Origin of the sequence: Actinophytocola sp., from assembly GCF_036378875.1 — a bacterium.
In the GTDB taxonomy this organism is placed as follows: Bacteria; Actinomycetota; Actinomycetes; order Mycobacteriales; family Pseudonocardiaceae; genus Actinophytocola.
Genome location: NZ_DASUVO010000130.1, coordinates 71,870 through 84,572, shown reverse-complemented (window position 1 = coordinate 84,572; position 12,703 = coordinate 71,870). Strand labels below are relative to the sequence as shown.

Annotated in this window: 11 protein-coding genes; all 11 read right to left on the bottom strand. The window is 73.4% G+C overall.

All coding sequences use genetic code 11. From position 1 onward, the window contains the following. Position 1: 1 nt before the first annotated feature. Positions 2 to 1,360, bottom strand: a complete 1,359-nt coding sequence (locus VF106_RS37540; RefSeq protein WP_330844724.1) for a cytochrome P450 — start codon at positions 1,358 to 1,360, stop codon at positions 2 to 4. Between the two features lie 21 nt (positions 1,361 to 1,381). After that, positions 1,382 to 2,281, bottom strand: coding sequence for a hypothetical protein (locus VF106_RS37535; RefSeq protein WP_330844723.1), 900 nt, complete (start codon positions 2,279 to 2,281; stop codon positions 1,382 to 1,384). Positions 2,282 to 2,345: 64 nt separating this feature from the next. Further along, positions 2,346 to 3,026 (bottom strand): PIG-L deacetylase family protein, encoded by a 681-nt coding sequence (locus VF106_RS37530; RefSeq protein ID WP_330844722.1) that lies wholly within the window; start codon positions 3,024 to 3,026, stop codon positions 2,346 to 2,348. Next, positions 3,023 to 3,913 carry a glycosyltransferase family 2 protein gene (locus VF106_RS37525; RefSeq protein WP_330844721.1) on the bottom strand — a complete coding sequence of 297 codons (891 nt, stop codon included), beginning with the start codon at positions 3,911 to 3,913 and terminating at the stop codon, positions 3,023 to 3,025. The genes VF106_RS37530 and VF106_RS37525 overlap by 4 nt, the downstream gene beginning before the upstream one ends. 140 nt (positions 3,914 to 4,053) lie before the next feature. Then, positions 4,054 to 5,214: a DegT/DnrJ/EryC1/StrS aminotransferase family protein gene (locus tag VF106_RS37520; protein ID WP_330844720.1), complete on the bottom strand. Its 1,161-nt coding sequence runs from the start codon at positions 5,212 to 5,214 to the stop codon at positions 4,054 to 4,056. After that, entirely contained in the window at positions 5,211 to 6,095 is an 885-nt protein-coding gene (locus VF106_RS37515) for an ROK family protein (RefSeq protein WP_330844719.1), read from the bottom strand. The genes VF106_RS37520 and VF106_RS37515 overlap by 4 nt, the downstream gene beginning before the upstream one ends. Beyond that, the gene (locus VF106_RS37510) at positions 6,092 to 7,177 is read right to left on the bottom strand and encodes a Gfo/Idh/MocA family protein (RefSeq protein WP_330844718.1); all 1,086 of its coding nucleotides are present in this window, start codon (positions 7,175 to 7,177) and stop codon (positions 6,092 to 6,094) included. Before VF106_RS37510 ends, VF106_RS37515 begins: the two co-directional genes overlap by 4 nt. Further along, positions 7,177 to 7,950, bottom strand: a complete 774-nt coding sequence (locus VF106_RS37505; protein ID WP_330844717.1) for an SDR family NAD(P)-dependent oxidoreductase — start codon at positions 7,948 to 7,950, stop codon at positions 7,177 to 7,179. Before VF106_RS37505 ends, VF106_RS37510 begins: the two co-directional genes overlap by 1 nt. Next, positions 7,950 to 10,079 (bottom strand): AMP-binding protein, encoded by a 2,130-nt coding sequence (locus VF106_RS37500; protein WP_330844716.1) that lies wholly within the window; start codon positions 10,077 to 10,079, stop codon positions 7,950 to 7,952. Before VF106_RS37500 ends, VF106_RS37505 begins: the two co-directional genes overlap by 1 nt. Beyond that, complete coding sequence (locus tag VF106_RS37495; RefSeq protein ID WP_330844715.1) at positions 10,072 to 11,172, bottom strand: radical SAM protein; 1,101 nt, start codon at positions 11,170 to 11,172, stop codon at positions 10,072 to 10,074. The genes VF106_RS37500 and VF106_RS37495 overlap by 8 nt, the downstream gene beginning before the upstream one ends. Positions 11,173 to 11,196: 24 nt before the next feature. Continuing rightward, a complete protein-coding gene (locus tag VF106_RS37490; protein WP_330844714.1) occupies positions 11,197 to 12,699 on the bottom strand; it encodes an aldehyde dehydrogenase family protein in 1,503 nt (500 codons plus the stop codon). Positions 12,700 to 12,703 lie beyond the last annotated feature (4 nt).

Genomic DNA, 12,703 nt, shown 5'->3' with positions numbered 1-12,703 from the left:
TTCACGCCCGGCGGTGCATCGTCATCCGCAGGCCGTGTGCGGGACGCAGCGCGGTGCCCGGCCGGTAGCCGATCGGGTGGCCGGGCAGGAGTGACGGCGCCCAGCGGCGGGCCAGCGTCGCGAGCACCAGCGCCAGCTCGGCACGGGCGAACGGCTGGCCGAGGCACACCCGGCGGCCCATCCCGAACGGGAAGTACGCGCCAGCCGGCTGGCCAGGTGCGGCCTCGTCGAACACGCCGTCGGCGGTGAGCCAGCGCTCTGGCCGGAACGCCAGCGGCGCCGGCCACCAGCGTTCGTCGCGGTGGGTCAGCCACTGGGCCACGACGCACGCCGAGCCGGCCGGGACCGTCCACCCGTCGAACACGACGTCCTGGTGCAGACGCCGGCTCATCATCCACGTCGGCGGCATGATCCGCAGCGACTCCGCGATCACCGCACGTGTCCACGGCAGCCGGTCCAGGTCGCCGTGGGTCGGGGTCGTGTCGAGCCGGTCGACCTCCTCGTGCAGGCGTCGGGCGACGTCCCGGTTCCGGTCGAGGAACAGCCACGTCCACGACAGCGCCGCCGCGGAGGTCTCGTGGCCGGCCAGCATCATCGTGACGGCCTCGTCGCGCACCTGCCTGTCCGGCATCGGCTCGCCGTCCGGGTCACGCGCCGACAGCAGCATCGACAGGATGTCGCCGCGGTCGCCGGACGCGCGGTGCGCGGCGATGTGGCGCTCGACCACGCGGCTCAGCTCCGCACCGGCGGCGGTGATCCGCCGGTCGCCGGGTGTACGCAGCAGGCGCACCAGCTTGCTGGTCGGCAGCAGCCGTCGTTCGAACGGCCGCAGCAGCGTGGTCAGCGCGCCGGCCACGGCGGCGGCGTCCTCGGTCAGGTCGGCGCCGAACAGCATCCGGCCGATGTTGAGCAGCATCAGGTCGATCATGTCGTCGGCGACGTCGCGGACCGCGCCGTCGTGCCAGTCCGGGTGCCCGGCCAGCACGGTGGCGGTGACCACGGCCTGGTCGGCGTACTGCTCGATCCGGCTCTTGTGGAACGCGGGCTGGATCATCCGTCGCTGCCGCTGGTGCAGGTCGCCGTCGCTGGTGAGCAGGCCATGGCCGAGGATCATCCTGGCGTGGTCGTGGCCGCGTGCCTTGCCGGTCGCGCGGGCCTGGTTGACCAGCAGCTCACGGACCAGCTCCGGGGCGATCAGCAGGTAGGTGTCCGCGCCACGCAGCCGGAACCGGACGAGCCGCGGCGCGCCCTCGGCCAGCCGTTCCAACAGGTCGGTGGGACGCCGGGTGCGGCGCAACGTGAGCCTGTCGACCGGGGTCAGCGCGAGCTGGGGGTTCTCCTGGACGGCGGGGGCGGCCATGGCGTCGCTGCTTCCTCACAGTCAGATGCGGCCGTAGGAACGGAGGGTCTTCATGCGCTCGATCGTGAACCAGCCGCGCCACTCCGCGAGCCCCGGCGGGTTCCACACGTCCCAGGGGACCTGCCAACCGCCGTCGCTGTCCTGTGCTTCGGTGAACACGTCGAGGTTCGCCTCGATCACGTCGTCCGAGAACCAGCTCCGCGTGATGGAGTCGGCCGCCGGCGCGAAGTCCAGCGGCAGCGAGATGTCGCCGGACGCGTTCGGGTCGAACGCGATGACGTCGTGGTCCATGAGGATCCTGCCGACCTCGGCGCAGGTCTTCTCCGCACGGTCCCGGTCGGGGACGACGTCGAGGAACTGGACGGCGGTGCGGACGTCGTAGGCGATCTGCACCGGCCACTCACCGCGTTCGATGCGGGCGGGGATGTCGTCGAACGCCCGCCACGCGAACTCGGTCGCCGGGTCGCGCCACGGATGGTCGATCTCGTAGCGCCAGAGGAAGGCGGCCAGGGTCGCGGTGGGATTCAAGCCCGGCGGGGTGGGGTTCTCCCACCATGACGCGCGCGGGTAGCCCTCGACGGTCGGCAGCACCATCGGCACGCCGCCGTCCTCGCTGGTCACCGTCATCAGCCAGTCGTAGAACGGGATGACGACATCGGCGTCGGCACGGCCGACGTCGTCCATCATCCGCAACGCGAAGTCGGCGGTGGTGGCCTGGCTGACGGGCCCGCGGAAGTCACCCTCGAGCGCGTTGCCGAAGCCGCCGTCCGGGTTCTGGTACGGCCGCAGCGCCGCGATCACCCGGTCGGAGTCGCCGTCGCGGAACAGGCAGTCGAACCGGAACCGGTCGATCAGCCGCGCGTTCAGCCACATGAACCGCTCGGCCGCGTCCACGCGGCGCGCGGCGTCGGGTAGCGTCATATGTCGATTCTTTCGGCTTTGCGCGGAAATCTGCGCGCGTGCACGTCAGGTCGCCGGCACACAGTCAAGTCCACAGCCGGACCGCGCCGCCGTGGTCCGCGGCCCGCTCGGTGAGGGTGGCCCGTAGCTGCGGAACACCGCCGAGGAGCGCGTCGGCCTGGCTTTCGTAGCAGGCGGCGGCGGTGAGCCAGGCGGACAGGTCGACGGGTTCGTGCCGAGGGTGGAGACCGGTCGTGTCCCGAGGGCCGAGGCGGTAGGGAATGTCCTCGTACCAGGTCGCGCGGGCACGCAGGACCGGGTCGGTCTCGACCGCCGCGCGCACGAGCTGGTGGTCGACGTGGTTGCCGGCGGCGAGGGGCGCGTACAGCGCGGCGCCGGGAGCCAGATGGGCGCGGATCGTGGCGGCGATGGCGCCGGGTAGCGCGGCGTCGTCCGGGTTCGGCCGGGTGAACAGGCTCAGCAGGCGTGGATAGCGCGGGCCGCGGTCGCCGGTGCGCAGTGCCGCGTCGGGCAGGCCCACGGACGCGCCGAGGACGTCCACCGTGGTGAGCGCGCGGCGGTTCTCCTCGTGCCGGACGGCGGGTTCGGCGACCTGCCGCCAGCCCGCCACGGGGCCGGACGGCGGGCCGTCGAAGACGGTCAGCACGGTGACCGGGTCGCCGGCGTGGCGCCACCGCGCGAGGCACCCGCCGAGCGACCAGACCGCGTCGTCCGGATGCGGCGACACGACCAGCCGCGCGGTCACGACGGCGCCGCTCCCCCGGCGAGCACCCGGCCCACGTACACGGCGGGATCGCCGGCGGCGGACAGCAGGAACGGCAGCTCGCGCACCGCCGGCAGCGGGTGCAGCGTGGCGAACCGGTCCATGTTGACGGCGTGTTCGTCCCACCGCCGGGCGCGCCGGTGGGTCAGGTGCACGCCCAACGCGGCGGGCACCACGTCCCGGCGCGCGCCGGCCTGGTGCAGCCGAAGGCCCAGCTCCAGGTCCTCGCATCCCCAGACCTCGCCGAAGCCGGCGTCGAACCCGCCGACCCGCGCCCACAGGTCACGCGGCATCGACACGTTCGCCCCGACGCAGCCGAGCCACGGCACGGCGTCGGGCAGCTCACCGCCGTGCATGGCCTCGACCGCGCGTTCCAGCGCGTTGGCCCGCAGGCGATGCCTCGGGTGCGCGGACTGTCCACTGTGGATGAGGTCGCGGGCCGCACGCACCGCCGGGTACGGCGCGCCGTCGAGCGTGCGGACGAGGTGGTCGGCCGCGGGCAGCTCACGCAGCTGACCGTGGACGAACCGGTCCGGCTCGCACCGGTGGCGGTGCGCGGCCACGAACCCGGGCCCGACCAGCACGTCGTCGTCGAGGAACACGAGCTGGGTGCCCCGGGCGTACGCCGCGCCCAGGTTGCGTGCGCCGGCCCGCCCGAGCCCGCCACCGGCGAGGACTCGCAGTGTCAGGTGCTCGGCCGCCTCCAGGAGCACGTCGGCCGTGGTGTCGGTGGACCCGTCGTCGACGACCAGGACCTCGGTCCGGTCGTCCGCCTCGCCGGCGAGGCACGCGAGCGTCAGCCGCAGCCTCGGTGCCTTGTCACGCGTCGGGATGACGACGCTGAGCAGTTCCGCCTCCCCGCCATTCAATGTGTTGGTTGCGTTCGGGGCGGATGGTTCTGCTTGGTCACGTACTTGTGGCTGGTTCACGTCACGTTCCCCTGAGGTCCGGTTGCGAGCCGGGCCAGCGGGCAGGCGAGTGCTCCAGCCACTCGTTGACGCAGGCCGTCTCACGACCGGCGCAGTTCGTACAGGACGCTGGCCAGTGTGGCGGCGATCGCGATCAGGCCGGTCTCGTCGCCGAGCAGGACCCGGTGGTGCAGCCAGATGCCGTCCCGGCCGATCGCCTCGGTCACCGGGCAGCGGCGGGCCAGGTCTGCGACCGAGGTCGCCTCCGTCGGACCGGCCCAGAAGGCGTCGGTCCGGTAGACCGGCCGGAACGCCACGCAGGCCGGGATCCCCCGCTCGGTCAGCATGTCCACGACCGCGTTGCGCTGCTCCTCGCGCCAGCCGGGGAGCCGGAACATCGCCATGTAGTGCGGCACCACGTCGCAGCGCTCGTCGCGGCCCTGCGGTTCGACACCGGGGATCGCGGCGAGCAGGTCGGACAGGATCGGCCAGTTGCGCTCCCGGTGCGCGATCTGCTCCGGCAGCCGGGCCAGCTGGGCACGCAGCACCGCGCCGGAGAACTCGTTCATCCGGTAGTTCGAGCCCATCGTCTGGTGCAGGTACCGACGATCGGTCGGGGGGCGGCCGCAGCTGTGCCGCATGAAGGCCTCGTCGTACATCTCCTGGTCGGAAAACAGCACCGCGCCGCCCTCGCCCGCGGTCATCAGCTTGCCGTTCTGGAAGCTGAACGCCGCGACCGAGCCAAGCTCACCCACCCGCTGACCACGCCACCGCGCGCCCTGTGCGTGTGCCGCGTCCTGCAGGATCGCGGCGCCGGCGTCGGCGGCGACCTTGTCCAGCGCGTCCATGTCGGCGACGACACCGGCCATGTGCACCGGCATGATCGCCCTGGTCCGGTCGGTCACGGCGGCGGCGACCGCGGCCGGGTCAACGCAGTAGGTGTCTGGCAGCACGTCGACCGGCACCGGCACCACACCGAGCCGCTGCATGGCCATGGCGGAGGAGATGAACGTGAACGCCGGCACGATCACCTCGTCGCCCGGTCTGACCCCGAGTAGCTCCGCGGCGAGCTCCAGCGCGTGTGTGCCGTTGGTGACCGCGAGAGCGTGCGCGGCCCCGTGGTAGTCAGCGAACTCCCGTTCGAAGCTCGACACCTCCGACCCGCCCACCCGCCACCACTGGCCCTGTTCGAGGGCACGTAACAGCCCGGTCCGCTCCTCGACACCGAACTGCGGCCACTCCGGGAACTCGAGGGTTGTCATCCTGCTGCCTCCTGTGGTTGTGCGTTGCGGGCGTACAGCAGGGCGCCGTGCAGGGAGGACCGGGCGCCCAGGACTGCCGGTGCGACGACCGGCAGTGGCATGCCGGTCCTGGCAAGCGCGGCGACCTGGTGTGCCACGGCCGGCACCAGGCCGGGGACGGCGCGGCCGAACCCGCCGCCGATGTGGACCCGGCGCGGCTGGACGATCTCGGTGAGCGACACGACGGCGAGCGCGAGTGCCACGGCGGTCTCGACGACCGCGCCGACCGCCCAGCCCTCGCCGCGGTGCGCCGCCGCGATCAGGTCGTCGCCGGTCGTCGGGACGCCCCGGCGGTGCGTCGCGCGGCGCAGGGTCGCCGGGCCGGACGCGATGGCCTGCAGGCAGCCGTCGCGACCGCAGGAACACGTCGGGCCGCTGGGGTGAACGACCAGGTGACCGAGCTCGGCCGCGCCGGCGAACAGCTCGCCGTCACACACCAGTCCGCCGCCGACCCCGGTGCCGACGCCGAGGTAGACCAGGTCGGGGCAGCCCGCCGCGTCGGCCTCGGCGAGCGCGGCCAGGCTGCCGTCGTCGGCGACGATGACCGGCGCGCCGTCCAGGTGGGTGCGCAGCGCGGCGACGAGGTCGACGCCGATCCAGCTGGGCCGGTTCGGCCAGGCGACGACCCGGCCGGCGCCGTCGAGGGTCGCCGGTGACGCGACACCGACCGCGGTGTGCCGCCCTCGCGGCCCAAGGCGTCTGACCAGACCGCCGAGGAGGGCGAGGTCCCGCCTCGGATCGGGATCGGGCGGCCAGCGGATCTCCTCCTCGTACGCGAGGTGCGCGGTCTCCAGCCGCGCGGCCACCTTGGTCCCGCCGATGTCGATGCCGAGGTAACTCAACTGACCCGCTCCTGCGCCGCCCTGGCACGCGGCTGCCCGGCGGACGCGTACAGCGCCTCGATCGCGCCGATGATCGTCGCCGTCTCGGCGAGCGCCTGGCCACGGGCCGACGGACCGAAGAGCAGGAGCGGCAGCTTCACCAGCTGCCGGCGGTACTCCGCGCCGACCGGCTCGTCGGGCAACGGCACCGGCTCGGCGAGCCCGGCCCGGTGCACGACCAGTCGCGGCATCGGCTCACGGGCCGGGCTGAACCCGAACGTGCACGACAGCGACGCGGTGGCGGCCGAACCGTGCAGCCTGATCTTCGTGACGTCGTGTGCCTGGTGCGAGGCCCATGCGGTCCGCAGGAACATCCCAACACCGTCGTCGGTGACGAGGAACCCGGCGGCGCCGTCCTCCACGTCCTTCTGCCCGCTCGCCACCTCGTCCCCGCGCCATGACGCCGCCCACCGGCCGTCGTCCAGCAGGTCCGCCGAGGTCACCGCACACGTCTGCACGATCTCCGGCCGCCCGATGAGGTCCAGCCCGACATCGAGCAGGTGCCAGCCGAGGTCGATCAGCGCGCCGCCGCCGGCTCGCTGCCGCTCGGTGAACCAGCCGCCCTGCGCGGGTATCCCCCGCGCCCGGACCCAGGAAAGCTCGACCAGCCGGATGCGGCCGAGCGCCGGCACGACCGAGCGGAGGGTCCCGACGTCGCCGCGCCAGCGGGCGGCGCTGCCGGCGAGCAGCCGGCCGGGACTCGTCGCCTCGGCAGCCCGCAGCCGCGCCAGCTCCGTCCGGGACAGGCACACCGGCTTCTCGACGAACACCGACACCCCGTTGCCCAGCAACGCCTCCGCGGTGGCCGTGTGCAGGTCGTTGGGCACCGCGACGATCGCCAGGTCCGCCAGCTCCGGTCCGATCTCCTTGACCCGTCGGCAAAGTCTGGCGGTTGGCGCGAGCACGGCCCCGACGGCGAGCGCGTCGGGGTCCCGGTCGACCAGGGCGGTGACCTCGTACGCGGGGTCGGCGGACAGCCAGCGCAGCCACACCTCGCGGCCCACCCAGCCGAGCCCGACCACGGCTACTCGAATCGCCCTCATCAGAACCGGGCCCCGCCGTCGACGACCACCGTGCTCCCGTTGAGGTAGCTGGCCGACGAGGAGGCGAGGAACCCCACCGCCGCGGCCACCTCCTCCGGCTCGCCGAACCGCCCGGCGCCGATGAAGTTCAACACGAGTTTCTGTTCCTCCTCGGAGTGGAAATCGGTCTGCTCGGCGCGGATGGCGCCGGGCGCGATGACGTTGACGGTGATGCCGTGCGTGCCCAGCTCCCCAGCGACCGACGCGGCCCACGGCTGCAACGCGCCCTTGGTCGCCGCGTACACCGAGTGGCCCGGCAGCCCGCTGACCCCGGCACGCGAGCCGAACAGGATGATCCGGCCGTACCTGGCACGCAGCATCGGCCGCAGGCACGCCTTGGCCAGGCCGATCGCGCTGGCGAAGTTGACGGCCAGCAGCTCGGCGACCGTGGCCGGGTCGGTGGACAGCGCGAGGCGGCGGGTCCGGACCCCGGCCGCCGCGACCGCGATGTCCACCCGCTTGAACCGTTGCAGTGCCGCGTCGACGAGTGTCTGCGCGCCGTCCGGCCGGGACAGGTCCGCGGCCACGGGGACGCAGGTGCCGCCATCGGCCTCGATCTGTTCGGCGAGCAGCTTCGCCGCCTGCTCGCCCGTGTGGTAGCCGGCGACGACCGTGGCCCCGGCCAACGCCAGTTCCCGGCAGCAGGTCGCGCCGATGTTGCCGGAGGCGCCGGAGACGACGGCGACCCGGTCGTCCAGGCCGTACCGGGCGGTCAGATGAGCGGTGTCGGCCATCACGATCCTTCCGTGGCGAGGACGAGGTGGCTGGGCGACGTGCCGATCCGGATCTCGCGCTCGACCGTCCCGCCCGCCGAGGCGATGCCGGCGGTCAGGTCGGTCACGGTCGGCCACGACCAACCGCCGTGGGTGAGCCAGTCGATGCCCAGCTCGGCCCCGGCGCCCTGCCGGGGCAGGAACACGTCGTCGACGAGCAGCCGCCCGCCGGGCCGTAGCCGCGACAGCAGCCAGCCGAGGTCGTCGCCGGGCACGGGGCCGTGGATGCCGTTGGTGACGACGCACAGGTCGTACGCCTCGGCCGGTGGGTCGTCGGTGGTGGCGACACCGGGCGCGGGCTGGCCAGCGAACCGGCCGAGCGGCACCAGCTCGCCGGTCGCGGTCGGGTCCTCGGCGAACAGGTCGACCAGGTACCGGCCGGGTCCGGCGGAGACCTCCAGCACGCGCGCGCCGGGCTGGACCGCGGCGAGCCGGCGCCCCAGCCGGGTACGGCCCGCGGTCCACGGGCCGTTCATCGCCGCCTGGTAGGCGCCGACGACCTCGTCGTCGGGGGTGCGGGTGTCGACGTGGTGCCGGCCGTGCCGCAGCGTGTCCGTGATCGTCTCGCGGGCCGTCCAGTCGCGGGACAGCGCGGCCTCCAGGGCCAGGTACGGGCCGGTCTCGGGGGCGCCCTCGTCGCCGGTCACCACCAGGCCGAGGCGGGCCGCGACGTCCAGTGCCCAGTCCAGCTCGGTCACGGACAGGCCGAGCCGGGCGGCGATCTCGTCGGTGCCGGTGCGGCCGTCGAGGCGGTCGAGCACCGCGAGGTCGTGCAGCGCGAAGAGCAGCTCGGCCGCCTTGTACCCGCGCACCGCCGCCGCCACGACGTCCGGTCCGGCGAGCTTGTACCGCGGTCTGGCCCTGACCTTGCCGGTCATCGACCGGTCCAGGCGGGCGGTGCGGACGATCTCGGTGGGCACCTTGTGCGGTGCGAGCCGCTCGCGGGCGAACGCGAGCAGCTCGCCGTTGGCCAGGTCCGCGTCGGCGTCGACCTCGGCGACGATCGCGTCCTCGCCCTCGAACCGCCCGGCCCGCGCCAGCACGTGCACGTCGTGGACCGCAGGGTGGTCCCGCAGCACGTCCTCGACCTCCAGCGGCGCCACCCACCGCGCACCGCGGCGGATCGCGTTCGACTGCCGGCCGAGCACGAACACCCGTCCCCGCTCGTCCCGGACGGCGAGGTCACGGGTGGAGTGCCATGGACCGGTGTCGTCCAGGCGCACCTCCAGCAGTCCTGGCCGGCCGCTGAGGCAGGGACGCCCGCGCTCGTCGAGGATCCGGTACGCGACCCCGTCGAGTGGGCGTCCGACACACAGCGACGGCAGGTCCGCCTCGCCGGCGAACAAGGTCCCGGTCTCGGTGGAGCCGTAGTTGCGTGCGGTGCCGAAGCCGAACGCGGCGCGGAAGGTCTCCTCCAGCCGGTGGTCGACCGGCCCGGCGCCGACCATCGCCATCCGAGGCGGCACCGGTTGCTCCCCGCCCCGCCGCAGCCGCCGCGTGGCGAGCAGCCGGGCCAGGGTGGGCACGAGCGCGACGATCGTCGCTCCCTCGGCCAGCTCGTGCTCGATCGCGGTCAGCGCGGTGGGTGCGACGGCCCGCAGCTCGGCCCGGCTGACCAGCGCGGCCACGGCCCACGCGAGCGCGTACGCGTGGCACAGCGGCAGCGGGACCAGGATCCGGTCGCTTCCGCTCAGGGCGAGCGATGTGCGGTATCGCTCGCCCTCCCGCAGCACGGACGCCTCGGTCCGTGTGATGACCGCCGGGAGCCCGGTCGAGCCCGAGGTCGGCACGAGGATCGCGGGCCCCACCGGGTCCGCGGTGCGAACCAGGTCAAGCAGCCGGCACAGCTCGCGGTCCGGCGCGTCCTCCGACACCAGCAGCGGACTCGCCCCCGCGTCCAGCAGCGCGAGGAACTCCACCAGCCAGTCGGCGCCGTTGGGCGCCCGCAGCGGAACGGGTCCGGTCACCCGCGCCGCGCGCAGCTCGTCCGCGCGGCGCTGGACCTCCTTGTCGATCTCCGCCGCGGTGCGGCCGTTGACGACGAGCCGGTCCGGGTCACCGGTGCGCACCAGGTCGGCGAGGCTACCCATCGCGGGACTCCACGTACTCGCGCTTCATCTCGGATAGCAGCGTTCTGATCCGCGGCGGGGAGTACGTCGGCGCGGCGCACAGCTCGTCCAGGGTGATCTCGTCCTCGAAGTACATCGACAGCGTGTCCCACGGCGTGAAGCAGCCGTGGCACGCCTCGAGCCGAGGGCGCGGGGCGAGCAGCGCCTTGTACAGGCCGGTCTCGCCGACCTTGTCCAGTGCCTTCTCCCACCCCTCGCCGAGGGTGTTGCCCATGTCGCTGAACCAGATGTTCGGGCACGGCGTCACGACGCCGTCGCTGAAGGTCGACACGACCAGCCGGGGCAGGTGGCAGCGGAAGGTGCGCCGGCCCTCGTGGAAGAAGCGCAGCAGCCGGTCGAAGTAGGCGCGTGGTGGCAGGACGGGCGCGAACTCCGCGTACCGGGCGGCGAACTCCTCGATGTGGTGGACCTGGTCCGGCCGCACCATGAAGCGCTCGGCATCCGGTCCTCGCACCGGGAACGGGAAGTACGTCGGCCGGTTGGCGAAACCCGTCAGCCAGCCGGCGAACTCCGCCATCTCCGGGACGCTGCGGTCGTTCAGCACCGAATAGATCTCGACGGGGATGCCCGAGTCGATGATGTTCCCGATCCCGGCGACGATCCGGTCGTGCAAGGACCCCTTGGCCACCCGGTAGCTGTTGCCGGTCGCCAGGTGGCTGTCGAGCGAGATCTGCAGCACGACGTTCGGGATCGCCGTCAGCCGCGCCAGGTGCTCGTCCTTCACCAGCACCGCATTGGTCTGGACCACGAGCACCTCGTACTTCGGCGCCTCGCGTTCCAGGAAGTCCATGATGTCCTTCACCAGGAAGATCTCCCCGCCGGTGACCTTCAGCAGCGGGAGGCGGAAGTGGTCCCGCAGCCGGTCGGAGACCGTGTCGATCCGCTCCGCCAGCGGGCCGCCCGGCGCGTAGGAGTCGCGGGTGGGTGGCTGGAAGATGAGCTTGAGCTGGTGGCCTTCCTTCAGGTTGCTCTGGCCGGTCAGGCAGTACTCGCAGCTCAGGTTGCACGAGTCCTCGTTGATCACCAGGTCGTTCCCGAGCAATGCCTTGGGCATGGCGTTCCTCCCTGGTCTCGTCCGTCAGATCTCGCTGCTCAACAGCTCGTGGTTGCCTCGGGTGCGTGCGGCGTCCACGCGGCCGTCGACGTGCTGGCGCCGCCGGTAGACGTCGAGCCCGCCGGTCAACCGGTGCCAGAGCCGGTCGGTGCCGCGCCCCGGGCCGCCGGGCCGGGTGATGTCGACCATCCGGTAGTCGTTGAGCCACACGGTGTCGGCACGCAGCCGCTCGGCGACCCCGCGCGCCCGCGCGCGGTCCCGCGACCACACCGCGGCGCTGAGCCCGTACCGGGTGCCGTTGGCGACCGCCACCGCCTCGTCGTCGGACCGCACGGGGATCACCGACAGCACCGGGCCGAAGATCTCCTCCTGCGCGGCCGCACTGTCCGGCGCGACGTCGGCGAGCACGGTCGGGCGGAAGTAGGCGGCGGCGTCGAGGCCCGGCAGTCCGCCCGCGTCCGGCGGCTCGCCACCACAACGCAGGACCGCCCCGTCCGCCACCGCGGCCAGGACATGACGACGCACGGTCCGCACGTGCTGCCGGGTGATCAGCGGGCCGAGGTCGGTGGCCGAGTCGAGCGGGTCGCCCAGCCGTAACAGCCTGGCCCGCTTGGTGATCAGGGCCAGCAGCTCGTCGTACACCTTCTCGGCCGCGACGAGCCGGGCGCCGGCCATGCAGATCTGCCCGTTGTGAAAGAAGATCCCCCACAACGCGCCGGACGCGGCCAGCTCCAGGTCCGCGTCGTCGAGCACCACGTTGGCCGACTTGCCACCGAGGTCCAGCCGGACCGCGCTCGCCGCCGCGGATCGCACCCGCTCGCCGACACCGTCCGAACCGGTCAACGTCACGAGGTCGATCCCGGGGCTGCGGGCCAGCTCGTCGCCGACGACCGGGCCGGGGCCGGTGACGACGTTGAGCACTCCCGGCGGCAGGCCGGCGTCGTGCGCGATCCGGCCCAGCTCCAGCGCGGTCAGTGAGGTGAACGAGGCGGGCTTGAGCACGCAGGTGTTGCCGGCGGCAAGCGCCGGCGCGATCTTCCAGGAGGCCAGCAGCAGCGGCAGGTTCCACGGCGTGATCGCGGCGACCACGCCGACCGGCCGCCAGTGCAGGTACTCGCCGTCGCCGGCCGGGTCCGGCGGCTCATGGGTGCCGAGTGTCTCCGCCCACCAGGCGCACCACTCGAACGCGGCGGCCGCCCCGGCGACGGCGACGTGTGTGGCGGTGCGGATGGTGCTGCCGGTGTCGCGGACCTCGAGCTCGGCCAGCCGGCCGGACTCGGCGGTGAGCAGCTCGGCGATCCGGCGCAGCACGGCGGCGCGCTCGGCCGGCGACATCCTGGGCCACGGTCCCTGGTCGAACGCGGTCCTGGCCGCGCGAACGGCGGCCTGGGCATCGAGCGCCGACGCGCGGGGCACCTCCGCGATGCGCTCGCCGGTGGCCGGGTTGTACGAGGCGAACGTCTCGCCGTCGGCCGCCGCCACGGGCCGGCCGTCGAGCCACATCGATAACCGCGCCAGGTCAGCCATGCCG